Origin of the sequence: Paenibacillus sp. FSL H8-0315, from assembly GCF_038005365.1 — a bacterium.
In the GTDB taxonomy this organism is placed as follows: Bacteria; Bacillota; Bacilli; order Paenibacillales; family Paenibacillaceae; genus Paenibacillus_AQ; species Paenibacillus_AQ odorifer.
Genome location: NZ_JBBOTA010000001.1, coordinates 643,199 through 667,528, shown reverse-complemented (window position 1 = coordinate 667,528; position 24,330 = coordinate 643,199). Strand labels below are relative to the sequence as shown.

Sequence of the window (24,330 nt, the reverse complement as noted above, 5' to 3'; positions counted from 1 at the left end):
GAGGTGAATATAGATGTCTAAAATTAGAGCAGGACGAGTGGGCGAGCAGATCAAGAAAGAGCTTAGTCAACTTATCCAAAGCGGTCTGAAAGACCCTCGAATCGGTTTTGTAACTGTAACTGGCGTAGACGTGACTAACGATCTATCCCAAGCCAAGGTATACCTAAGCGTGTTCGGGGATGAAGAGCAGAAGTCAGACTCGCTTAAAGCGATTGAGAAAGCCAATGGTTTTCTTCGCTCAGAGCTTGGCAAGGCCATTCGCCTTCGGCATACACCGGAGCTGATCTTTAAGTTCGACGAATCTGTCGCTTATGGCAGTCATATTGAGAAGCTTCTTGGAGAGCTTCATAAGAACGATTAGAAATAAGTGATTAAAGTGGGGTTCAAAATAGCGTTATGCTATTTTGAACAACCTTTAAAAAGGAGACGGCGAATGCAGAGCTATGAACAAAGTCTCCAGCAGACCCGTGAGTTTCTGCTGGAACACGACGATTACCTTGTAGTGTCGCATGTTCAGCCGGACGGAGATGCAGTCAGCTCCACCCTTGCGGTGGGCTGGCTTCTCTCATGTCTGGGCAAAAAATACACTATGCTGAATGAAGGACCAATCCCGAAGCGAATGGAATACCTATGGCATTCGGATGAAATCATCAATATGGCCTCTAGTGAACCGCCCCGTCAATACAGCAACGTCATCTGTGTGGATTGTGCGGATTTTCAGCGAGTAGGGCTGACAAATCGCTATTTTGCGAATGAGGCTCTTATCCTGAACATTGATCACCATCCAACAAATAACGGTTATGGATTCGTTAATTTAATCAAACCGGATGCAGCTGCGACAGCGGAAATTTTGTTCGACCTGCTGAAGACATTCGAGATCGAATGGGATATTGATATCGCCACAGCTATATATACGGGTCTGTTAACAGATACCGGTGGTTTTCGTTATACCAACACATCACCAAAAGTAATGGCAGCTGTATCTGAGCTATTATCCCTTGGGGTTAACGGTCCTGAACTCGCTGAGACATTGCTTGAAGAAATGACGCTGCCACAGGTTAAAATATTAAATAAAGCCTTAAATACGCTGGAATTATCTCCTGAAGGAGATATTGCCTGGCTATATGTTACACCCGAGCATATGATCGAATGTGCTGCTGCTAATGAAGATTTGGAAGGAATCGTAAACTACCCTCGTAATATTCGGGGCGTGGAAGTAGGCATTCTTTTTAAAGTTATTCACGAACATGCGGTCAAGGTTAGCCTGCGTTCTGCCGGTAAAGTAGACGTGGCTGCATTGGCGCAAACGTTTGGAGGCGGCGGTCATACCCGTGCTGCAGGTGCGCGTATAGAAGCTACGCTTGAAGAGGCAATAGCTCAGGTGCTTGAGGAGGTAAGACGTCATTTATGAGTGAATTAGAAGGTGTTCTGGCGGTTTATAAACCGGCAGGCTTCACTTCACATGATGTTGTAGCCAAGGCACGTCGGATTCTCGGCATGAAACGAATTGGTCATACGGGGACACTAGATCCCCAAGTGACTGGTGTATTGCCGCTTTGTCTGGGACGTGCTACTCGCGTTGTGGAGTATATTCAGGAGCTGCCCAAAGAATATGTGGCAACACTGAGACTGGGGATGTCCAGTGATACTGAAGACTTAACTGGAACCATTACGGAAACTGTTGATGAGGTTCATGTAACTGAGGAAGAGATTCTTGCAGTGCTTGCCTCTTTCAAAGGCGTAATTTCTCAGGTTCCTCCCATGTACTCTGCGGTGAAAGTCGACGGCAAACGTCTTTATGAATTGGCTAGAGAAGGCAAAACCGTTGAACGGAAAAGTCGCGAAGTAGAGATTTATGAAATCGAAATGACGGATATGACTTGGGAAGGTAATCATCCCGACATCACTTTCCGGGTATTATGCTCCAAAGGCACGTATATTCGTACACTTTGTGTAGATATCGGTCGTGCGCTTGGACTGCCGGGTGTAATGGTGAAGCTGGAGAGAACAATGTCGGCAGGAATTTCTGCCAGCCATTGCTTATCTCTTGAGGATATTGCCGCGCACAAGGAAGCCGGAACATTGGAAGATCATTTAATCGCTGCTGATGAGGCAATTTCGCATTTGCCTAAGCATACCGTTATGGATGAGAAGAAGAAGGCAGCACTGCAAGGGCAACGTTTGTCTTCGCGGTTCATTGCTCCAGAAGTGAAGACAACAGGTCAAATTCGGCTATACGATCTTCAGGGATTGTTTCTTGGCATTTATGAGCTGGAAGAGACAGGTGCTATTGCCCCAGTAAAGGTGTTTGCACAAGCTTAAATCAATTTTACCAAGTGAATTGTAGGTGAGAAACAGCGTGAGAACCGTAACGTTAACCTATCCGATGTCGCCGGAGACTGCTGCCGAATGGGCACAACCTCAAGTGGCTGCTCTAGGGCAGTTTGACGGCCTGCATCGTGGACATGCCAGCGTCATTACATCCGCTGTAGCCTTAGCCCGTAAACAAGGTGTGCCGGCTGCAGTCCTTACATTTCATCCTCATCCCAAAGATGTTATGGGTAAGGGAGATTATGAAGGGTACTTGACGCCACCCTTTGAAAAGCAAGAGATTCTTGCCAGCATGGGTGTCGATATCCTGTATGTTGTTGAATTTAATGAGCAGCTTTCCCGGGTTAGTCCACAGAATTTTGTCTCTGTTATGCTTTTGCCGCTACATATTGTAACTGCAGTTGTTGGCTTTGACTTTCGCTTTGGCTACCAAGGTGAAGGCGATGTTGAGATGCTTCGCAAACTGGGTGAAGGTGTTATGAATGTGGAAGTTGCTCCTCCTTTTCTGCTTGAAGGTGAAAAGGTTAGCAGCTCCGGCATTCGTAAAAGTCTCCAAAATGGAGATCTGGGGCTGGCAAACTCCTGGTTCGGACGTTGCTATCATCTGCGTGGTGAAGTGGGGCATGGTGAGAAGAGAGGCCGCACAATTGGTTTTCCAACTGCCAATTTGAAGCTCAGTGATCATTTTGTCATTCCGACCAAAGGTGTATATGCGGTCCGAGTCTTTTATAAGGATAAAGTTCTGTACGGGGTTATGAATGTGGGTGTTAAACCAACCTTTCATGAGGGTGTGTTAACTCCGAGCTTTGAGGTTCATCTTTTTGACTTCGAGGGTGACCTGTATGATCAAGAGCTTAAGGTAGAATTGGTATCTTACATTCGTCCAGAACGGAAGTTTGACTCCATTGGAGCATTGATTACTCAGATTGGCGAGGATGCAGAAACCGCGAAGAAGATTCTGGAGTATAATTTATAGTCATCCCGGACAAGCCGTTTACTTTTGTTAATGGAGATGCTATACTAAGTAACGTTGCTGGCTTACAGCATCATAACCTTAGCTTGGTTGCACGTTCTCACCGACGGTGACGAGGCTAGTGGCGATTATATTGAAGGAGGTGAACAGGATGGCATTAACTCAAGAACGTAAACATCAATTGATCGACGAGCACAAAACTCACGAATCCGATACTGGATCCCCTGAGGTGCAAGTTGCTATCCTAACGGAGAACATCGTTAATTTGACTGACCACTTGCGTACGCACAAGAAAGATCATCACTCCCGTCGTGGATTGTTGAAAATGGTTGGACAACGTCGTAAACTTCTGGCGTATTTGAAAAACAAAGACATCAGACGTTACAGCGCCCTGATCGAAAGACTGGGATTGCGTCGTTAATTTTCCATAAGATTACTCTTAAAGCAGCCTGGTTGTATACCGTATGTCCTTCTCGGAGCGACAGCGGGACAGCTGGGTTGCTTTTTGAAAATTTAGGGAAAACTTAATATTAGGATCGATGAGATTATTCGCAAAAACGGCGACTTTACTTTTCAGTAAGGCCCAGCCGTTTCTTCTTATATGCATACAGAATAGGCAGCCTCCCTTTGGGACAAGCCTTTCCAATTCATTTAGATCGATATGTGAACCTGCTATTTTAGACTGCGGGTCTACTACTATTCAAGGAGGTATTTATGGAAAAACGTGTAGAAATGCAGCTGGGTGGAAGACGCCTTGTGCTGGAAACGGGCCGCCTGGCTAAACAAGCAAACGCAGCCGTTATGGTGCGTTACGGGGATACTTCGGTATTATGTACCGTTACGGCTTCAAAAGAGCCTAAGGATCTGGATTTTTTCCCGCTTACAGTTAACTATGAGGAAAGATTATATGCGGTAGGTAAAATTCCTGGCGGATTTATTAAACGGGAAGGTAGACCGAGTGAGAAAGCGATTCTGTCCAGCCGTTTGACTGACCGTCCAATCAGACCACTGTTCCCTGAAGGTTTCCGTAACGATGTTCAGGTATTGAACATGGTAATGAGTGTGGATCAGGACTGCGCACCAGATATTGCTGCTATGATCGGTACTTCAGCAGCACTTAGTATTTCCGATGTGCCTTTTGATGGACCCATCGGCGGCGTTGCTGTAGGTCGGATTAATGGAGAGTTTGTGATCAATCCGGATATGTCTCAGCAAGCAATCAGTGATGTTTATGTGGTGGTTGCTGGAACGAAGGATGCAATCATGATGGTTGAAGCAGAAGCGAACGAAGTGACGGAAGATGTGATGCTCGAAGCGATTATGTTCGGTCATGATGAAATCCGCAAGATCGTTGCAACCATTGAAGAACTGGTTAAAGTGGCTGGTAAAGAAAAAATGGCTGTGAAGCTGCATACAGTGAATGCTGACGTGAATACTGAGGTCCGTGCATTTGCTGAGGCTCGTCTGGTGGAAGCCGTTAAAATAGCTGAAAAACATGCGCGTCAGGAAGCGATTGATGTCGTTAATGATGAAGCGGTTGCGTATTTCGTAGAGAAGTACATAGAAGCACCGGAGCTTCTGAAAGATGTTAAAGAAGTCCTACATGATATCGTGAAGGATGAAGTAAGACGTCTAATCACACATGATAAGGTTCGTCCAGATGGACGTAAACTTGATGAAATCCGTCCGATTGAATGTGATACAAGTCTGTTACCGCGTACACACGGTTCCGGTCTGTTTACACGTGGACAAACACAAATCCTTAGCGTTTGTACTCTTGGAGCACTAGGTGATGTGCAAATTCTTGACGGAATCGATCCTACTGAAACGAAACGTTTCATGCACCATTACAACTTCCCGCCGTTCAGCGTAGGGGAAGCTCGTCCGCTTAGAGCACCAGGACGCCGTGAAATCGGTCATGGAGCACTTGGAGAACGTGCATTATCCAAGGTTATTCCTAGTGAAACTGAATTCCCGTACACGATTCGTCTAGTATCAGAAGCGATTGAATCTAACGGTTCTACTTCCCAGGCAAGTATCTGTGCCAGCATTCTGGCTATGATGGACGCTGGTGTGCCAATCAAAGCACCTGTAGCCGGAGTAGCAATGGGTCTGATCAAAGACGGAGAGCATGTCTCCATCCTGACGGATATTCAAGGTATGGAAGATCATCTCGGAGATATGGACTTCAAGGTAGCTGGTACAGCAGAAGGTGTTACAGCTATTCAAATGGACATTAAGATTGCCGGTATCGACCGCAAAATTCTTCAGGATGCACTTCAGCAGGCTAAAGAAGGCCGTCTGTTCATCTTGGACAAAATGAATGAAGCGATCTCTGCGCCAAGACCTAATCTGTCCAAATATGCTCCAAAAATCATTATTATCAACATCAATCCGGACAAAATCCGTGATGTTATCGGTGCTGGTGGTAAGATTATCAATAAAATTATTGAAGAAACCGGCGTAAAAATCGACATCGAACAAGATGGCCGTGTCTTTATCGGTTCTTCAGATGAAGAAATGATCCAAAAGGCGCGTTCGATTATCGAAGGACTTGTGCGTGAAGTACAAGTTGGAGAAATCTATGTGGGTACAGTTAGACGTATTGAGAAATTTGGAGCATTTGTTGAACTAATTCCGGGTAAAGACGGATTGGTACACATTTCCCAATTGTCTACTGAGCGCGTAGCTAAGGTTGAAGATGTTGTAGCTGTCGGGGATACAATTACCGTTAAAGTTACCGAAATCGACCAACAAGGCCGGGTTAACCTGTCGCGTAAAGCGGTATTGACTTCGGAAACTGGAGCTAAAGCTTAAGTTTCGATTGTAGAGGTACCTTTTCTAAAGTACCTAATAGCATAATAAAAGGAGACAGAAGCGATTGCGTTCTGGCTCTTTTTTTATATGAAATAAAGTAAAGTGCATCACTATCACGCCTCTGGCCTCTGTTCTTATGACATAAATTCCTCTCTTGTCTCATAGATTGGGACAAAGTGTCTTTGTATTCGTGTGGAACGGACTACAAGTCGTTTCTACCGGGGAGGAAGTCGTCATGAAGACGGAAAAAGTGGCTTTAGTGGTTGCTTGTATTGCGATCGTGATAGGAATTGGCAGCACTCAGGGACCGGTAAAGGACATGCTTGCGCAATTGAAGCCGCAGGATGACCTAGCTGTGTGGAAGGATATTTCTAAGGCGGAGAACAATGATCTTCGGGCACGGATTGAGACCGCCGCAGCCAAGCTTAATGCCCCTCCAGTGAATGCTGTGGTTGATCGGGTATGGAAGGCGATTCCGGGTTATAACGGGCTTGAAATTGATGTAGAGAGTACATATCGGAATGCTCTTTTGGCACCAAAAGAACCTATAAAATTTGTGTATCGGCAGATCGAACCACAGATATCCCTGAATCAACTGGGAGCTGAACCCATATATCGTGGGAATCCGGCTAAGCCGATGGTATCGCTGATGATTAATGTGGCGTGGGGAAATGAGTACATTGTGCCAATGTTGGATGTTTTGGATGAAGAGAACGTTAAAGTTACGTTTTTTCTGGATGGGAGCTGGCTGAGTAAAAACCCGGAACTGGCTAAAGAAATGCTAAAACGCGGTCATGAGATGGAGAATCACGCTTATACCCACCCTAATATGAGTACTTTAAGTCGTGCACGAGCTACTGTAGAAATTGAGAAGACACAAAAGCTGTTAAAGGAATCGCTTGGAGTCACTAATAAATGGTTCGCTCCCCCTTCTGGTGATTTCGATCAGGAGACCGTAGAAATTGCAGGCAGTTTAGGGCTCAAAACCGTACTTTGGACCGTGGATACCGTAGATTGGCGTAATCCGTCTCCTGAATCTGTGGTTGCCAAAATCACAAGCAAAGCGGAACCGGGCACTCTAGTCCTAATGCATCCCACAGCCGCATCCTCCAAAGCTCTGAAGGCCATGATACGTGGAATCAAAGCAAAAGGGTTACAGCTAGGCACAGTTAGTCAAACACTCTCAGCAGAGCGGCTAATCCCCTCTAATGTTGAGTGAGAGATGTATTTCTGGTAGGATTATAGGCACGTGTAATTAAATTAGATAGAACATGGCTATTAGCCAGGAGGACTTGAAGTGGAAAAAATAGTGTTATCCAATGGTTTACGAGTGGTAATGGAGAAAATCCCGACCGGCCGGTCCGTTTCTTTCGGAATCTGGGTAAAGACAGGCTCTCGGAATGAACATCCTGGAAACAACGGGATATCCCATTTTGTAGAACATATGCTTTTTAAAGGTACGGATCGGTACAGTGCCAAGGATATTGCTGAGCAGTTTGACGCCATCGGCGGCAATGTAAATGCGTTTACCTCAAAAGAATATACATGTTATTATGCTAAAGTATTGGATGAGCATCTGCCCATCGCTGTAGATGTGTTAGCGGATATGTTCTTCCGTTCACGGATGGATGCTGAAGAGCTGGAGAAAGAAAAGAATGTCATCCTTGAGGAAATTTCCATGTGCGAGGACACGCCGGATGATCTTGTGCATGATTTGATGTGTGCTGCTGCCTACAAGGACCATCCGCTTGCGTATTCCATCCTTGGCTTGAAGGAACGGCTAATGGAGATGAAGCCGGATGATCTTCGGGCGTATATGAAGGAACAATACACGATTGAGAATACGGTTATAAGCGTTGCCGGCAACATCAGTGATGGATTGATTGAACTGCTGGAACAGCATTTTGGTTCTTTTGATAATCATGGTACAAGTGCGCCGCTGACTCCACCAGATTACTATGGAGAGCTCTTATTTCACCGCAAGAAAACAGAGCAGAATCACATCTGTCTTTCCTTACCAGGTGTCCGTTCTGGCGATCCCCTGCAGTATGCTATGGTGCTGATTAATAATGCCGTAGGCGGAGGGATGAGCTCCCGCATGTTCCAGGAAATTCGTGAAAAGCGCGGATTAGCTTATTCGGTGTATTCCTATCACAGCTCCCAGGCAGATTCTGGTCTGTTTACGGTCTATGCTGGAACAGCGCCCAAGCAAACAAAGGATGTCATGGAGTTAATCAAGGAAATGATGTACGAACTTGCTACCAACGGCCTCAGTGAAGATGAGCTGAGAAAAGGTAAGGAGCAGCTTAAAGGCAGCCTCATTCTTAGTCTCGAAAGCACTAGCAGCCGAATGAACCGTATCGGAAAAAATGAACTTATGCTCGGAAGACATAATACATTGGACGATATGATCGCCAAAATTCAGCTAGTGACGATGGACAATATCAACAGTGTGCTGGACCATATGTTCGCGGAGCCGCTTTCTTTAGCGATGGTAGGCTCATCAGATAAAGCTATTGCAAATGTTAGGAGAGATGATCTTGTCTTATTACGTACAAATCAATAAACTTGCTGGAAACGAGGATGTAAATCTTCCTTGTAAAATGTCGGAGCAAGCTTCCGGTTATGATCTTTATGCTGCCGTTGCGGGTGAAATTGTACTTGCACCAGGAGAGCGGGCATTAATTCCAACAGGGATTTCACTGGCTATGCCAGAGGGGCTTGAAGCGCAGATCCGTCCGCGTAGTGGACTGGCCTTGAAGCACGGGATTACCTGCTTGAATACACCTGGAACTATAGACGCTGATTACCGCGGAGAGATCAAAGTGCTCTTGATCAATCTGGGGCAGGAGCCTTTTGCTATCGCTCGCAATGAGCGGATTGCCCAAATGGTATTTCAAGCCGTTCCAGTGGTTAATTTGGTGGAAGTGGAAGAGTTGTCCGAAACACAACGCGGAGCCGGAGGCTTTGGCCATACTGGCAAGTAAGATTGTTGTTACAATTCATTTAAAAAGCTTACGAATTCATGCCCAAGGCATGATTCGTGAGCTTTTTTTGATATGCAGAGTTAATTATCCAAAACTTTAATTTCTTCGATTGTTATGCAACTAACTCCGATTCCCCCATCGAATAAACTCAGCATTTTCATTGGCGCTCTGCCACTACTCTAACCCTACCGTCAAAGTAAAGACGAAGCCCCTATCGGACCCCAGTGCTCTTATTTATAACAATTCTGCTTAATTCGGCTGTTTTCGGACCCTAGTGTCACTATTTGATCAATAACACCTGTTAACGAACCTATTTACATCGAATAAGAGCTCTCCAGTCCGAAACTCCTCCTAAAAGGCAAAAAATACACAAATAGTTGCATCTCGGTCCGTAACCCGTAACCCGTAACCCGTAACCCGTAACCCGTAACCCGTAACCCGTAACCCGTAACCCGTAACCCGTAACCCGTAACCCGTAACCCGTAACCCGTAACCCGTAACCCGTAACCCGTAACCCGTAACCCGTAACCCGTAACCCGTAACCCGTAACCCGTAACCCGTAACCCGTAACCCGTAACCCGTAACCCGTAACCCGTAACCCGTAACCCGTAACCCATTAGTTCATCATCAGCCATGCGTGCCGGGGATTTCATTTCCGCTCTTCACCCATTAACTATGCCCAGCATAAGATGCTTTATAGTCGATAGTGTATGTTGAAAGGAGCGTCATCCCTATGCTTACTGGCGTCAGGATCGTGTTCCTGGGCGGGGACGCGAGACAGCTTGAAGTGATTCGGAAATGTGTGGAATTGGATGCGACGGTAAGCGCTGCCGGGTTCGATAAGTGGGAGACCCCTAGCCCAGGGGTGAGCCTGGAACAATTGACGGTAGAGCTGCTGAGTAATGCAGATGTATTAGTGTTGCCTACGGTAGGCTGTGATGATGAAGGAAATATTAGTGCTCTATTTTCTTCTGAGCGTTTAACGATTCTGGAGGAGCATTTCACTGCGCTGCCATCCGATTGTTTAGTGTATACCGGTATGGCTAAAAGTTACTTGCGCGGGATGTGTACCAAGCACTCACTGAAGTTAATCGAACTGCTTAATCGTGATGATGTGGCTATTTACAACTCTATCCCGACAGCGGAGGGAGCGCTGGTAATGGCCATTCAGAACACGGATTTTACAATTCACAGCTCGAAGTCAATGGTGCTGGGTTTAGGTAGAACTGGATTTACAATGGCTCGAAGTCTACAGGGACTGGGGGCCAGTGTAAAGGTTGGTGTCAGAAAACAAGAACATTATGCACGTGCTGAGGAAATGGGCTGGAAGCCTTTTATGACCAATGAGTTGCTGCTTCACGTACCAGATGTGGATCTTATATTTAACACGATACCAAGTATGATCATCACCGCGCAGGTGCTCTCGCGGCTTGCGCCGCATTGCGTAATTATTGATCTGGCATCTGCACCAGGCGGCTGTGACTTTCGTTATGCTGAGAAACGTGGGATTAAGGCGATGCTGGCTCCAGGACTCCCTGGCATTGTAGCTCCAAAAAGCGCTGGGATTATTATGGCAAATGCGCTGGTACAGTCGATTTCGGACGAGGCTTTAATCAAGGGGGACGAATAAAATGGATTGGCACGGAAAAACAGTAGGGTATGCGATCACTGGATCTCATTGCACTTTTGCTGAGGTAATGCCACAAATTCAGCGCTTCGTAGACGGGGGAGCAAACGTAGTGCCTATAGTTTCTGCCTCTGTACTAGGAACAGACACCCGCTTTGGGACATCGCAAAATTGGTTAAAACAGTTGAAAGATATAACAGGGAATGATATCATTTCTACAATTGTTGAAGCGGAGCCGCTGGGTCCTTCCAAGCTGCTGGATGTGCTGACAATAGCACCTTGCACAGGAAATACAACGAGTAAACTGGCTAATGCCATGACGGATAGTCCCGTGCTAATGGCAGCTAAATCACAGATGCGCAACGGACGTCCACTAGTTCTAGCGATATCTACAAATGATGGATTGGGCCTAAATGCCGCAAATATTGCTAAGCTTCTGGTGGCTAAACATATTTATTTTGTACCATTCGGTCAAGATAACCCTGAGGGTAAACCTAACTCGCTCGTGGCACGCATGGATCTTATCCCGGAAGCTTGCTATGCCGCTTTGCAAGGTAAACAACTACAGCCGATGATCATCGAACGGTTTCATTCAGCATAGAAAATTGACAGAGCTCGGCTGATTTTGTTGTGGACAATAAAAGGGGAGATGCACCAAATGAGCAATGAGAAGTGCCAAGATAACGTAGTGGAACCAGCTAAGTTCATTGCTATCAAAAAAATATAAGCAGTATTGCTACCGTCCTCAGGTTCGAGGGCGGTACAGCCATTTAACAACTTACTTAACGAATAAGCTCACGTACCGTAATCTTTTCACGAATGATTAGTGTGTTTGCTTTGATAATAATGGGGGAATTATACATGGGTATTCTGGTACAAAAATTCGGAGGAACATCGCTATCCACACCGCAAGCTAGAGAACACGTAATCCGCAATGTCAAAAGGGAGCTGGCTAGTGGCTATAGCCTTGTAATTGTTGTATCGGCTATGGGCCGTCGTGGAGAGCCTTACGCAACTGACACTTTGCTGGATTGGGCCGTGCAGAACGGAGATGCACTTCCAGACCGGGAAAAAGATCTCTTGATGTGCTGTGGTGAAATTATTTCAGCTACTACTCTATGTGGGCTACTGGAGAATGAAGGCATCGCTTCTACAGTATTAACAGGAGCTCAGGCAGGATTTCTGACAGACAGCAACTACGGTAATGCCAGAATTCTGGATGTACGTCCGGAACGCATTCTCCGTGAGCTGCGTGAGGATAAGGTGGTTATTGTTACCGGGTTCCAGGGCCAGACTGAAGCGGGTGATTTGACAACTTTAGGCCGTGGCGGCAGTGATACCTCTGCTACAGCACTGGGTGCTGCTCTTCATGCTGATATGGTGGATATTTATACGGATGTTAACGGGATTCTTACAGCAGATCCACGGATCGTTGAAGATGCTAAGCCATTAACTTACGTTAGTTATACTGAAATTTGCAATATGGCTCATCAGGGAGCAAAAGTCATTCATCCACGTGCGGTTGAGATTGCTATGCAGGCACAGATCCCAGTTCGTGTTCGTTCAACCTTTTCAGAAGCTGAAGGTACGTTGGTTACGAATCCAGAAGGATTTAACGATATCCAAGCAGGGGGAATTGTGGATCGATTCGTTACAGGGATTGCTTATGTCAGCAATGTTACACAGATTTCTGTGGAATGCCCGGACGGTAACGGAACCGGAGTGCAACTGCAAATCTTTAAGAGTATGGCAGATAACGGGATAAGCGTTGATTTTATTAATGTAACACCTACGGAAGCTCTTTATACGGTTTTTGATGACAAATCAGAGAAGGCTATTTCTGCTCTACAGCAGCTGGGTTTGCGACCTAAGAGTTTGTCGGGTTGTGCCAAAGTTTCTGTTATCGGGGGCGGAATTAATGGTGTGCCTGGTATTATGGCGCGCATTGTTGAGGCGCTTAGCTCGCAAAACATTCAAATTCTACAATCCGCGGATTCGAATACAACGATATGGGTGCTTGTGAAAAAAGAAGATATGGTGCAGTCCCTGCGTTCGCTGCATGCTATGTTTGAATTGCACCGCTGACAAGGAGGAATTCAAAGTGGATTTCGGAAGATTAATAACAGCCATGGTAACCCCTTTTGATGGGGATGGAGAAATCAACTGGGATGTAACTTCACAGCTTGTCGATTATTTAATTGAGGTACAGAAATCAGAGGCTTTGGTTGTCTGCGGAACGACAGGGGAATCGCCTACGTTAAGCGATGAGGAAAAGCTGCAGCTGTTTTCTTTTGTGCTGGAAAAGGCGAATGGACGTTGTAAAGTTATTGCTGGAACTGGCAGCAATAACACGAAACATTCCATTCAGCTGACGAAGGAAGCGGAGAAAATAGGCGTAGATGGAGTGCTTTTGGTCGTTCCTTATTATAATAAACCGAATCAAGAAGGTCTGTATCAGCATTTTTCCACGATTGCTTCAGAGACTTCATTACCAGTGATTCTATATAATGTTCCAGGTAGAACAGGTGTAAGTATGAGCGTGGCCACTACCCTGCGGCTTGCTGAGATTCCGAACATCGTTGCTACGAAAGAATGCGCGTCTGTAGATCAGGTAACACTTATTGCCTCTGCTTGTTCAGATGATTTCCGTGTATATACGGGTGATGATGCCTCAGGTCTTGCCAGTCTGGCTGTCGGTGGATACGGAATTATAAGTGTATCTAGCCATGTGGTTGGTGCGCAGATGTCAGAAATGATTTACGCTTATACCTCCGGCAATGTTCAGCTTGCTGGAGAGATTCATCGCCAGCTGTTCCCGATTTTTAAAGGAATGTTTGAATGCCCACAACCGCTGCCCAATCCTTCAGCTGTAAAATATGCTTTAGGACTCAAGGGGATCCCTGTGGGCGGAGTCAGATTGCCGCTTATTTCGCCAACGGAAGCGGAAGCGGCTTTTATTGAAGCACTTTTTCACTAAGAATTAATCATTGCTGATGTACGTTCTAAACCGGCTACTCTATTGAGGGAGCCGGTTTTTGCATTTATATTTTTTTTTCTGAAATATTGAGGCGAATTTAAGGAAAGAATTTGGATACGAGGCGGATGACTTGTCTTTTGCCAAAAAAATCATGTATAATGATCTTAAGTGACTGGGTGCGGTTAAAATTAAATATGCGGTAATCTTCCGTCAATGTAATACATTGTGAGACAGGATAGGTCCCAAGATGAGTCTGTTTAAATAAATGACATGTCTTCGCGCGAGGGGCGCGACGGTGAATTTTGACGGCGTTTGTCCGCTTCAATATGAACTTTACTGCCCGGAATCGGGAGCTTTCGCATTGCGCATTTTACAGATTTCAGGAATTTCCTTGTCGATTGGAAGTTATTGGCTGTTTGAAAGAAATGTGTTCAGCGCCGCTGAAATAATCGAAGTTCGATATTTACCAATAAAAGTATGACGTCCAACATCATAGGAGGGTTAGATTCATTTGTCCAAAAAAAACAACAACGATAAATTGACGATTTTCGCATTGGGCGGAGTCGGAGAAATCGGGAAAAACATGTATGTTATTCAATACGGAGCTGACATTGTAGTCGTGGATTCGGGACTCAAGTTTCCGGAAGAGGATATGCTCGGTATTGACATCGTAATTCCTGATATCTCGTATTTGACAGAGAACCGTGACAAGGTAAGAGGTATTGTGCTTACTCACGGACACGAGGATCACATCGGTGGTCTACCTTATGTCCTGAAGAATTTGAATGTTCCAGTCTATGGAACAAGATTGACTTTAGGTCTTGTAGAGAACAAATTGAAAGAAGCGAACCTGCTGGGTGACACCAAACGGATTCTGATCAACGAAGATTCAGAAATTCAATTGGGGAACTCACTTAAGGTAACTTTCTTTAGAACCAACCACAGTATTCCTGATTCCGTGGGTGTATGCATTGAGACTCCGGAAGGAAATGTTGTTCATACGGGCGATTTCAAATTTGACCACACCCCAGTCAACGGTCAATTTGCAAATCTGCATCGGATGGCAGAGATTGGCCAAAAGGGCGTACTTGCTCTTTTGTCAGATAGTACGAATGCTGAGAAACCAGGCTTTACCCCATCTGAGAAGAATGTCGGTATTGTGCTGGAAGATATTTTCCGCAAGGCTGAGCAACGTGTCGTTGTAGCAACTTTTGCTTCCAATGTGCACCGTATTCAACAAGTGGTTAATGCAGCAGAATCTACGGGTCGTAAGATTACAGTAATTGGCCGCAGTATGGTCAACGTTGTATCCATCGCTTCAGAGCTTGGATATTTGAACGTACCTGACGGAATGCTGATTGAACCGGAAGAAATGAATAGAATGGCAGCAAATCGTGTAGTTGTTCTTTGCACAGGCAGCCAAGGCGAGCCAATGTCTGCATTGACACGTATGGCACGTTCTAGTCATCGTAAAGTAGATATCCTGCCAGGCGATACCGTTATTATTGCGGCAACACCTGTGCCAGGTAATGAGAAGTATGTAGGCCGTACTATCGATGAATTGTTCCGTCTTGGTGCTAATGTGATTTACAGCGGTTCCAACTCCGGCGTTCACGTATCCGGTCACGGTAGTCAAGAAGAACTTAAGCTTATGCTTAACCTGATGAAACCGAAATTCTTCATTCCGATCCACGGTGAATACCGCATGCAGCGCAAACATGCTTTACTGGCAGAATCGGTTGGCGTAGAGCCACAGAACATTTTCATCACTGAAATCGGTGAAATTGTTGAAATCCAGGGCGGTGCCGCTCGTAAGGCTGGTAAAGTAACAGCTGGTAACGTATTGATTGACGGACTAGGTGTAGGCGATGTTGGTAACATTGTATTGCGTGACCGTAAGTTGCTGTCTCAAGATGGTATCTTGGTTGTCGTGGTTACACTTAGCAAGCAGAATGGTGCAATTGTTTCTGGACCTGACATCATTTCACGTGGTTTTGTTTATGTTCGGGAGTCCGAAGGGCTGCTCGACGAAGCTAACCGAATTGTATCCAGTACATTGCAACGCCTGATGAGTGAAAAAGTAAATGAGTGGGCTTCCCTTAAAACAAGCGTAAAAGATTCGCTGGGCCGTTTCTTATATGAACAAACGCGCCGCAGACCGATGATTTTGCCAATTATCATGGAAGTGTAAGGAGAGTTTCTCCTTCAATGAATATATAGCTAGGGCTGAGCCCCTTTTCCCCGGAAATATTGGACGGTTTCCACGGGAGAAGGGGTTTTTGTATGTTCATAAGCTGAAAATTGCATAATGCAGCACCCTGAAACGTCATACTAAGGATTGTTAGTAAGGCAACAGCAGACTAGAGCTGCATATAACAAGGGAGAGCTGCGAAGATGAACTACATCGAAGGATCAAATGGAGCAAAAAATGAGGAAGTTGTCCCAGGAGAAACTAATCCGAATCCTAATGAAAATATGCCGCCCACTACAATGGGAGCGATTAAGGAGCTAGGACAAACAGTAGTCCCAAGTGGAGAGCCTGATATTTTTTGCTTAACGATTATTGGTCAGATTGAAGGACATATTGTTATGCCTCCACAGAACAAAACAACAAAGTATGAGCATATCATTCCGCAGCTGGTGGCAGCTGAGCAGAATAAAAACATCAAAGGCCTGCTTATCATTTTAAATACGGTAGGTGGAGATGTAGAAGCGGGATTAGCAATTGCGGAAATGATTGCATCCCTCTCCAAACCAACGGTAACCGTAGTCATTGGAGGCGGGCACAGCATCGGGGTGCCGATTGCAGTTTCCTCCACTTATTCGATTATTGCTGAAAGTGCAACGATGACGATTCATCCGATCCGAATGAATGGTTTAGTGATCGGAGTGCCGCAAACTTTCGAGTATATGGAGAAAATGCAGGAACGTGTCGTTAAATTTGTGACTTCCCATTCGCGCATTTCTGAAGAACAGTTCCGTGATCTCATGTTTAAGACAGGTGAGCTCAATCGTGATATCGGGACGGCTGTGGGGGGCTTGGATGCCGTTAAATATGGTCTGATGGATGAGGTCGGCGGGATCGGAGCGGCACTTGCGCATCTTAACCGAATGATCGGCGGGGATTTCTCAGCATCGACTCCAGGAGGGATTACGCAATGACACTGTACACAGTAGTTGCAATGGAACAGGTGTGGGAGGGGGCATTTAACAATTATGCCGCAACCCGAGAAGTTAGTGTGCAGGGCATGCTGATGCAGGTTGAACCGATGGAGGAAGGACGTGGGCGGATTGTGAGATTATTGGATTGTCCGCTGAACCGTTATCTAGATCCGGCGTTCTCTCCAGGTTCGATAATTACATTAACATAAAGATTCATTTTCTGACAAAAGAGAACATAGGTACGCCACGCCATTATATGGTATAATGTTGTTCCGGGGGTGGCTGGCGTGGCTAAACGAAAAAAGAAGAAGAAAAAAGCGCTGCTCGGCAGCGTTTTAAAATATGAAATATATGGAATTTTATTAATAACTATTTCCGTCATTGCACTGTCTGGTGAAGCAGCCGTAGGGCGCTCACTTTCAAGTATGGCGGGTTACTTATTAGGGAGATTTTATTTTGTGTTGCCGCTTATCGGCATTTTTTATGGACTTATGGTGATGATCCATCGAAGATGGCCTTCCTCGTGGAACAGCAGGCATACTGGCGTGCTTCTGCTTCTATTGTCTATGTGCCTTATGAGCACAATATCTGCAATGGAGCAGAAGCTTGGCCCGTTGTCTTTGTTACATCCTGGCAATGTAATGACACAAATACATAATGATCTTTCGGGATCACTTTCACCTGGCTCGAACGAAAGCAATGTCTATATGCTGGGTAAGGATATAAGCGGAGGGTACATCGGCGGGTTGGAGTATGCAGCGCTGTTATGGCTTTTTGGTAGTCTGGGCGCTAAGCTGCTTATGATCGTCATGCTGGCGATCAGCTTTATGCTAATTACCAACTTGTCCTATGTGGAGATTTTTACGCTTTTGCGAGTGCGCTTGGTTAAGTTTGTGGAGGGGATTCGTCTCCATGCTGCAAACCGTCCGAAGGCGGTTCCCGTAGCGGCCAGACCTTCTAGAGCCGCTGCTCCAGCTAAGGCTCGGCAGGTGAAGCAGCCTGTCTATGATGACGAGGAGGAAGAAGACGAAGACGATCGGTATTTGCCTAATCGCAAACAACCTGTCCTTTTGAAAAAAATATCTGGCTGGTTCTCAGGCTCCACGCGTTCACAGGTGGAAGCAGATTCTGAGGATGACGATCAGGGTCCAATTGTGGCAAGTGCTTCAACCGGTCCGATTATTTCGGGATTAACTCCAGATAGTCATGTAATTCCATTAGACGATATCGATCATGATTTTGATGATGCGGATCTGGATATTGAACCTGTGACGCCTATTATTCGTGACTTCTTTGAACATATCCGTTCAGAAGGGTTAAACGAAGAAGACCGGGAAGAGTGGAGTGAATTCTCACCCGCAGCTCGTGGTGAAGCAGCTAAACCTGCTGTAGCCGGACCTAATGCCGTTAAGCAGCAGCCTACGGATGAGTCTGAGGAGAATGTAAGCATAGACTTGGAAGGCCTGCTAGGTGCTTCTCCAGATGGAGAGATTATTCCTGCTCCTCCAGCACCACCTCCACCGAAGCCATATAAGCTGCCATCGTTCCGTCTTCTAGCCAAACCTAACAATGGTGGCAAAGCTGGAGATCAGAATGATTATATGCAGACAGCCCGTAAGTTAGAAGCAACACTTGAAAGCTTTGGGGTACGGGCTAAGGTGCTGGAGGTAGTAAGAGGCCCAGCGGTTACGAGGTATGAGATACAACCGGATATTGGGGTTAAGGTTAGCCGTATTGTAAATCTGACGGATGACATTGCCCTTGCACTTGCAGCCAAAGATATTCGGATGGAAGCGCCGATTCCGGGTAAATCTGCAATTGGGATAGAAGTTCCGAACTCTGAGGTGTCTATTGTTACCATGCGCGAAGTTATGGAAACACAGATTTTTCAGGAGGCTGAATCCAGATTATCGATTGCTTTTGGCCGTGATATTTCCGGCCAGACCATTATTGGCAATCTGGCTAAGATGCCCCATTTATTGGTGGCCGGTGCAACAGGCTCCGGTAAATCTGTCTGCATCAACGGGATTATAACAAGCATCTTATACAAAGCTAAACCTGATGAAGTCAAATTCCTCATGGTCGATCCTAAGATGGTAGAGCTGAATGTGTATAACGGAATTCCCCATCTTCTGGCTCCGGTTGTCACAGATCCCAAGCGGGCAAGTCTTGCTTTGAAGAAGATTGTTGTGGAAATGGAGAAGCGTTACGAGCTATTCTCCAAATCGGGAACACGGAATATGGAAGGTTATAATAAGCTAATGGCTGAGAATCCAGCGGCAATTCTCCCGTATATCGTTGTTATTGTGGACGAGCTTGCGGATTTGATGATGGTTGCAGCCAATGATGTCGAGGATGCAATTTGCCGACTTGCACAAATGGCGCGGGCGGCTGGAATTCATTTAATTATCGCTACACAACGTCCTTCAGTAGATGTCATCACAGGTTTAATTAAAGCTAATATTCCATCCCGGATCGCTTTTGGCGTATCGTCCAATGTGGATTCACGTACCATTTTGGATATGCCCGGTGCAGAGAAGCTGTTAGGCCGAGGTGATATGTTGTTCTTGCCAATGGGCGCATCTAAACCTATTCGTGTACAGGGAGCTTTTATGAGCGACCAAGAAGTAGAGACTATTGTTCAATATGTCAGCAGTCAAGGTGAAGCCGAATACGATGAGTCCATCGTTCCTGAAGTGGATGATACAATCACAGAGGATCAGGAGCCACAGGATGAATTATACGAGCAGGCCGTACAAATTGTGCTGGAGGCTAAGCAGGCTTCAGTGTCGCTGCTACAGCGTCGTATGCGTGTCGGTTATACCCGTGCAGCCCGGTTGATTGACTCTATGGAGGCTCGTGGAGTCATCGGTCCTTACGAGGGCAGCAAGCCGCGTGAGGTGCTCGTGTCACTTGAGCAATATCAGCATAACAAGATCAGCTCCTAAGCTGGACAAGCCCGTCGAAACCTTCAATAGACAGTAAAAGAGATGGCCACTTTATGAAGTGGACCATCTCTTTTTTGTATCCTGAGTACTTATTTGACTCTTGGTGCAGCAAGCAAAGCCTCAACAATATAATCCAGTTGCACATTTAGAGAATAGATATCACTGTAATAACCTAATCCAAAATCAATTTCCATCAAACGGCCTTCTTTCACGGCAGGGATATTGTTCCAAATTGGGTTTTGGGTCAGATCAGCCATACCATCATAAGAGGAGCGGAAGATATAGTCACCGCTGTATTTGCCAAGGACTTCAAAGGATACGGATTCGCCATCCGCACCAGTCGCCGTATCTATTTTCTGTTGAATGATTTCCGGCGCCTTCATGCCTAAATATTCATAAATGATTTGCGAACCACGTCCGAATTGTTTGCTTGCCACAACAGCCATACTGTTGTCTTTTCCACCTTCCATGATGGATATTGTGTGATCCAGAATACCAGCTTCTTGCAGCTTTTGTTTGCTGTCTTCAACTTTTTTATGGAAATCAGTAAATAATTCTTTTGCTTGATCTTCTTTGCCTACGACTTGTCCAATAAAGGACACCCGTTCTTCTGTTGACATTTTTTCATACGGAACTAACACTGTTGGTGCAATTTGGTGGAGGGCTTCATAAGTTTCCTCTGACGGCACGATGATAAGATCAGGATTTAGAGCAAGGATTGCTTCAGGGTTAGCCTCAAACCAGGTGCCAAGCTTTTGCACATCTTTTAGCTCATCTTCAAATGCAGCACCCTCGGACACATCGGATACACCTATAGGTTTAATGCCTAGAGCCAGTACATCACCGAGTAAATAAAGAACTACGACTCTTTGTGGACTAGTGGGAACGGCAATGTCTCCTTTAACTGTGGAAATTATCCGGGTTTGTTGTTCGACAGCAGCTTTGTCTGTATTTGCTCCTGTACTTGTTTCTGCTGAGGGGGTTGGTGTCCCATTGCTTGACGCATTTGAATTTGTGGTTCCCGTGGAACAAGCGCTTAACACTATGGTAAAGCATAATAACAGGGTGAGCAGTAAGGATGGTTTGGCATTTCTAAACATTGGTAATTCCCCTTCTCCGTTATAATGATAATGATTATCATAATCAATATAACGGAGAGGTTGTGTTCGGGCAATGTCAGTTTGCGCACCTTGGGATGGCATATCACGCCAACTGGGTTGGGTGATCAATTTATTTTTGTATCGGACAGGGGAGGTTCCGTAATATTTTTTGAACATTTTTCCTAGATAATAGCCATCAGGATAACCTACTGCAATTGCGATGTCATGCAAGCTCGCCTCAGTGTTCAGGAGCAGTATTTTCGATTTTTCCATGCGGATGCTGATTAAGTACTGAGCAGGGCTAGTCTGCAGCCGTGTTCTGAATAATCTGGATAATGTTCTAGGGCTGCTGTTTACCGCTTTAGCTAATTTTTCAAGAGAGAAGGTTTCCTTATAATAAGTCTGCATATAGCGAATTGCTTGATTTAGCGGATCAGGTTGGATTAACTGTGTTTCCAGCGTATGCAGCTGCCTAAGCAGCTCATAAATCCATTGATAAAACAGTGTTTTAACATGCAGCCGATCCAAAAGACCTGTTTTGCCCCAATCAGTAAACATGTTCTCCATCTTATCAAATAAGGGCAGTGGACTAGTAGGCGTAAATCCATATTGGAGATTGAAGGGATTATTGTGTTCCATAATTGCTTTTAGATTGTTGCGTGAGGCGAGTGAAAGGTTTGCTTTATATAAAATTAAGTAATACTCCAGTAGTTCCTCCGTGCGTAAAAATTGAATGTTCATTCCTTTTCCACCATGAAGGATATGAAAGTTGCCGATCTCATGCGGGATCTCGTCAATCAGTATTTCGGCTTTGCCGTTTATGATCAACAAGAATGCGCTTGAGGGCAGCTGATAATGTGAATTCAGATCACTAGATCGTTGAAAAGTATGGCGTATATCAATAATTTCTATTAATGCGTGGTTCCACAATAAAATGTGGTCCTTTAAATTCATGATTAATATCAACTCCAACGTTTTCTTATTTCGATTATAGTTGATAATTATTCTCAATTACAATGAAATGCTATTACTTCTTTTTTAGTAATGCATAGGATGTCCTGACAGTCGTCATAATAACTTTAGCCATCCATGCAGAACTCACAAAAGAAAGGTAGAGCGAACCCCTATGAAGAAACATAAGTTGTGGATCTTTGCTTCTTTAACCCTTGCACTTGCTGCCGCGCCGTTTGCAGGAATGCTGCTCCAGGGTAATGGCATAGTACAGACCAAGCAAAGTGCTGCTGCGTCATTTGTCCATGAACTAAATCATCCTGAAGAAGAGGCCTTGCCTGCCTTCAGCACGACTCCGATTAAACTCGGTTCTTCTGGTCAGGATGTTTATGAGTTGCAAGGACGTTTAAAACATCTGGGCTTTTATGAAGGGAAAATAGACAGTCAGTTTGGTCCGAAAACGAAAAATTCAGTAACGTGGTTTCAATGGAAGTTTGGAATGAAGTCTGATGGCATCGTAGGCGCTAAGACTAAGCTGAAATTGTATAACGCAACTAAGAACTGGAAGCCAACAGAGTCGGCTTCAGCAACCGGAAATAATACAGCAAACAACAACACCGGTAACAAAACAAATACAACCAATAATTCGGATTCAGCGTCTCTGTCTTCAGGGAATACGATGGGATTATCAGAAAATGATCTCAAAATTATGGCTAATGCCGTCTATGGTGAGTCAAGAGGTGAACCTTTCGAAGGACAAGTTGCTGTTGCTGCAGTAATCTTGAACCGGGTAAAATCTCCGAGCTTTCCAAATACGCCGTCTGGCGTTATTTTTCAGCCGGGAGCTTTTACAGCTGTAGCTGACGGGCAGATTTATTTGGAGCCAAATGAGCAGGCACGAAAAGCAGTGCAGCAAGCGCTGAATGGCTGGGATCCTTCGGGTGGATGTTTGTATTATTTCAACCCTAAAACGGCGACCTCCAAATGGATTTGGACTCGTCCACAGGTCAAGACTATAGGCCAGCATATTTTCTGTATGTAGATAAGTAAAGAAGTAAATCCAGAGAGCAACCGGGAAGAGGCATCCGGTTGCTTCCTTACTTTGGAATGGTTTAGAATGGTTATTAATTCATAAACATGTTAATGAGCAACTATCCACGCGGTAAAGGAGTTTTGGACTTGACTAATAATGTATTTCAGCATGGCAACGTTGCAGGTATGCGTATTCACGTGATGCCTACCAAGGCGTTCAAGACCTACGCCATCTCACTTTATGCCGGCGTCCCACTTAATGAGGATACGGTCACCCCTACAGCACTTGCTCCATTTGTGCTCCGCAGAGGTACCGCTTCTTATCCAGAGACTACTCAATTCCGTGAGCGTTTGGAGGAGCTGTATGGCGCTGGATTTGGTTTTGATATTTATAAAAGAGGCGATTATCAGATTGTTCAGTTTCGCATGGACACCATTAATGACTCCTTCGTGCAGAGTCAGGAGAGCTTACTTGAACAATCCTTTGCTTTCCTAGGAGAAGTCCTGACCCGTCCGTTGGTGGAGGAGGGAAGCTTCCGTCCTTCCTATGTTGCAACAGAGCGTGAAACAGTGCGCAAGAAGCTGGAATCTATCGTAAATGATAAGATTCGTTATGCTGCGGAACGCTGTATCGAAGAAATGTGCCGTAACGAGCCCTATCGTCTTCATCCACTGGGTCAAAGAGCAGATTTGGATCGGATTACCCCAAAAAGTTTGTACGAATCTTATAACTCATGGCTGGATGGAGCTATTTTGGATCTCTATGTTGTGGGAGATACGACTACTGAGGAAGTTGAAAAGCTTGTGCAGCAGCACTTCGGACGCATTCAGTCGGAGGTGGGCTTATATAGCTCCAAGTTTGTCCCAGTATCCGTCAGCGAGGTGCGGACGGTAGAGGAGAAGCTGGATGTCAGTCAGGGCAAGTTGAACATGGGTCTGCGCACATCGATTACGTATAAGGACGATACATATGCGTCCGCACTTATGTACAACGGAATATTAGGAGGGTATCCACACTCCAAACTCTTCGTCAATGTACGGGAGAAGGCCAGTCTTGCATACTATGCTTCTTCACGCTATGACGGTCACAAGGGGATTGGAACGATACAATCAGGTATTGAAACGCAAAATTACAACAAAGCTGTTGAAATTATAGAGAAACAACTGGAAGAGATGAAAGCTGGCAATATCAGTGATCTGGAGTTAAGCCAGACCAAAGCCATGATCCGCAATCAGCTTTCCGAGATTCCGGATTCTGCTTTTGAGATGATCTCTTACGACTTCAACCGCCAGTTGTCAGGAAAAGAACGGACAGCGGATCAGCTGCTAGAAGAGGTGGAACAAATCGGTGCAGGGGAAGTAAAAGCTGCAGCGGAGACCTTTCAGCTGGATACGATTTATTTCTTGACAGGGAAGGAGGAATAG

The 24,330-nt window shown here is 45.4% G+C and carries 21 protein-coding genes; 19 read left to right on the top strand and 2 right to left on the bottom strand.

Features of this window, described 5'->3' with window-relative positions; translation table 11 throughout:
- Positions 1-13 precede the first annotated feature (13 nt).
- From rbfA to dut, 9 genes are all read left to right on the top strand, one after another.
- On the top strand, positions 14-361 hold the full coding sequence (gene rbfA / locus MHB56_RS02730; RefSeq protein WP_076127845.1) for a 30S ribosome-binding factor RbfA: 348 nt from the start codon (positions 14-16) through the stop codon (positions 359-361).
- Positions 362-433: 72 nt separating this feature from the next.
- A complete protein-coding gene (locus MHB56_RS02725; protein ID WP_076106341.1) occupies positions 434-1,411 on the top strand; it encodes a DHH family phosphoesterase in 978 nt (325 codons plus the stop codon).
- A complete protein-coding gene (gene truB / locus MHB56_RS02720; RefSeq protein WP_076127847.1) occupies positions 1,408-2,322 on the top strand; it encodes a tRNA pseudouridine(55) synthase TruB in 915 nt (304 codons plus the stop codon). The genes MHB56_RS02725 and truB overlap by 4 nt, the downstream gene beginning before the upstream one ends.
- Before the next feature lie 37 nt (positions 2,323-2,359).
- Positions 2,360-3,307, top strand: coding sequence for a bifunctional riboflavin kinase/FAD synthetase (locus MHB56_RS02715; protein WP_076182610.1), 948 nt, complete (start codon positions 2,360-2,362; stop codon positions 3,305-3,307).
- Positions 3,308-3,455: 148 nt separating this feature from the next.
- A complete protein-coding gene (gene rpsO, locus MHB56_RS02710; protein WP_036656390.1) occupies positions 3,456-3,725 on the top strand; it encodes a 30S ribosomal protein S15 in 270 nt (89 codons plus the stop codon).
- A 293-nt stretch (positions 3,726-4,018) separates the two neighbouring features.
- Positions 4,019-6,121, top strand: coding sequence for a polyribonucleotide nucleotidyltransferase (gene pnp, locus MHB56_RS02705; RefSeq protein WP_076127850.1), 2,103 nt, complete (start codon positions 4,019-4,021; stop codon positions 6,119-6,121).
- A 235-nt stretch (positions 6,122-6,356) separates the two neighbouring features.
- Entirely contained in the window at positions 6,357-7,340 is a 984-nt protein-coding gene (locus tag MHB56_RS02700) for a polysaccharide deacetylase family protein (RefSeq protein ID WP_076182607.1), read from the top strand.
- 78 nt (positions 7,341-7,418) lie between these two features.
- The gene (locus MHB56_RS02695) at positions 7,419-8,687 is read left to right on the top strand and encodes a M16 family metallopeptidase (protein ID WP_036688449.1); all 1,269 of its coding nucleotides are present in this window, start codon (positions 7,419-7,421) and stop codon (positions 8,685-8,687) included.
- Complete coding sequence (dut, locus tag MHB56_RS02690; protein ID WP_172628834.1) at positions 8,662-9,108, top strand: dUTP diphosphatase; 447 nt, start codon at positions 8,662-8,664, stop codon at positions 9,106-9,108. The genes MHB56_RS02695 and dut overlap by 26 nt, the downstream gene beginning before the upstream one ends.
- A 314-nt stretch (positions 9,109-9,422) precedes the next feature.
- Here the strand turns inward: dut and MHB56_RS02685 are convergent, their stop codons facing one another.
- A complete protein-coding gene (locus MHB56_RS02685) occupies positions 9,423-9,761 on the bottom strand; it encodes a hypothetical protein (RefSeq protein WP_341143234.1) in 339 nt (112 codons plus the stop codon).
- A gap of 80 nt (positions 9,762-9,841) precedes the next feature.
- Between MHB56_RS02685 and dpsA the strand changes: the two genes are divergently transcribed.
- The 8 genes from dpsA (at position 9,842) to MHB56_RS02645 (ending at position 19,822) form a co-directional block, all read left to right on the top strand.
- Positions 9,842-10,738, top strand: coding sequence for a dipicolinate synthase subunit DpsA (dpsA, locus tag MHB56_RS02680; RefSeq protein WP_076127855.1), 897 nt, complete (start codon positions 9,842-9,844; stop codon positions 10,736-10,738).
- Position 10,739: 1 nt separating this feature from the next.
- Positions 10,740-11,336 carry a dipicolinate synthase subunit B gene (locus tag MHB56_RS02675; RefSeq protein WP_036688443.1) on the top strand — a complete coding sequence of 199 codons (597 nt, stop codon included), beginning with the start codon at positions 10,740-10,742 and terminating at the stop codon, positions 11,334-11,336.
- Between the two features lie 260 nt (positions 11,337-11,596).
- Positions 11,597-12,820 (top strand): aspartate kinase, encoded by a 1,224-nt coding sequence (dapG, locus tag MHB56_RS02670; RefSeq protein WP_036688442.1) that lies wholly within the window; start codon positions 11,597-11,599, stop codon positions 12,818-12,820.
- Positions 12,821-12,836: 16 nt separating this feature from the next.
- Positions 12,837-13,712, top strand: coding sequence for a 4-hydroxy-tetrahydrodipicolinate synthase (gene dapA / locus MHB56_RS02665; protein WP_076127857.1), 876 nt, complete (start codon positions 12,837-12,839; stop codon positions 13,710-13,712).
- A 511-nt stretch (positions 13,713-14,223) separates the two neighbouring features.
- On the top strand, positions 14,224-15,903 hold the full coding sequence (locus MHB56_RS02660) for a ribonuclease J (RefSeq protein WP_076127859.1): 1,680 nt from the start codon (positions 14,224-14,226) through the stop codon (positions 15,901-15,903).
- 203 nt (positions 15,904-16,106) lie between these two features.
- Complete coding sequence (locus tag MHB56_RS02655) at positions 16,107-16,874, top strand: ClpP family protease (RefSeq protein WP_076136428.1); 768 nt, start codon at positions 16,107-16,109, stop codon at positions 16,872-16,874.
- Entirely contained in the window at positions 16,871-17,083 is a 213-nt protein-coding gene (locus tag MHB56_RS02650) for a YlzJ-like family protein (protein ID WP_341143233.1), read from the top strand. Before MHB56_RS02655 ends, MHB56_RS02650 begins: the two co-directional genes overlap by 4 nt.
- A gap of 78 nt (positions 17,084-17,161) precedes the next feature.
- Positions 17,162-19,822, top strand: coding sequence for an FtsK/SpoIIIE family DNA translocase (locus MHB56_RS02645; protein ID WP_076179908.1), 2,661 nt, complete (start codon positions 17,162-17,164; stop codon positions 19,820-19,822).
- An 89-nt stretch (positions 19,823-19,911) separates the two neighbouring features.
- Here the strand turns inward: MHB56_RS02645 and MHB56_RS02640 are convergent, their stop codons facing one another.
- Positions 19,912-21,876 carry an AraC family transcriptional regulator gene (locus MHB56_RS02640; protein WP_340393941.1) on the bottom strand — a complete coding sequence of 655 codons (1,965 nt, stop codon included), beginning with the start codon at positions 21,874-21,876 and terminating at the stop codon, positions 19,912-19,914.
- Positions 21,877-22,048: 172 nt separating this feature from the next.
- On the opposite strand from MHB56_RS02640, the gene sleB reads away from it, so the two are divergent.
- Together sleB and yfmF are read left to right on the top strand one after the other, a co-directional pair.
- Positions 22,049-22,915, top strand: coding sequence for a spore cortex-lytic enzyme (sleB, locus tag MHB56_RS02635; protein ID WP_036688421.1), 867 nt, complete (start codon positions 22,049-22,051; stop codon positions 22,913-22,915).
- Between the two features lie 176 nt (positions 22,916-23,091).
- Positions 23,092-24,330, top strand: coding sequence for an EF-P 5-aminopentanol modification-associated protein YfmF (gene yfmF, locus MHB56_RS02630; RefSeq protein WP_256720979.1), 1,239 nt, complete (start codon positions 23,092-23,094; stop codon positions 24,328-24,330).

Coding starts and splice junctions, on each gene's coding strand:
- rbfA (WP_076127845.1), top strand. CDS start 14: ATGTCTAAAATTAGAGCAGGACGAGTGGGCGAGCAGATCAAGAAAGAG.
- MHB56_RS02725 (WP_076106341.1), top strand. CDS start 434: ATGCAGAGCTATGAACAAAGTCTCCAGCAGACCCGTGAGTTTCTGCTG.
- truB (WP_076127847.1), top strand. CDS start 1,408: ATGAGTGAATTAGAAGGTGTTCTGGCGGTTTATAAACCGGCAGGCTTC.
- rpsO (WP_036656390.1), top strand. CDS start 3,456: ATGGCATTAACTCAAGAACGTAAACATCAATTGATCGACGAGCACAAA.
- pnp (WP_076127850.1), top strand. CDS start 4,019: ATGGAAAAACGTGTAGAAATGCAGCTGGGTGGAAGACGCCTTGTGCTG.
- MHB56_RS02700 (WP_076182607.1), top strand. CDS start 6,357: ATGAAGACGGAAAAAGTGGCTTTAGTGGTTGCTTGTATTGCGATCGTG.
- MHB56_RS02685 (WP_341143234.1), bottom strand. CDS start 9,761: ATGAAATCCCCGGCACGCATGGCTGATGATGAACTAATGGGTTACGGG.
- dpsA (WP_076127855.1), top strand. CDS start 9,842: ATGCTTACTGGCGTCAGGATCGTGTTCCTGGGCGGGGACGCGAGACAG.
- MHB56_RS02675 (WP_036688443.1), top strand. CDS start 10,740: ATGGATTGGCACGGAAAAACAGTAGGGTATGCGATCACTGGATCTCAT.
- dapG (WP_036688442.1), top strand. CDS start 11,597: ATGGGTATTCTGGTACAAAAATTCGGAGGAACATCGCTATCCACACCG.
- MHB56_RS02655 (WP_076136428.1), top strand. CDS start 16,107: ATGAACTACATCGAAGGATCAAATGGAGCAAAAAATGAGGAAGTTGTC.
- MHB56_RS02650 (WP_341143233.1), top strand. CDS start 16,871: ATGACACTGTACACAGTAGTTGCAATGGAACAGGTGTGGGAGGGGGCA.
- MHB56_RS02640 (WP_340393941.1), bottom strand. CDS start 21,876: ATGAATTTAAAGGACCACATTTTATTGTGGAACCACGCATTAATAGAA.
- sleB (WP_036688421.1), top strand. CDS start 22,049: ATGAAGAAACATAAGTTGTGGATCTTTGCTTCTTTAACCCTTGCACTT.
- yfmF (WP_256720979.1), top strand. CDS start 23,092: ATGCGTATTCACGTGATGCCTACCAAGGCGTTCAAGACCTACGCCATC.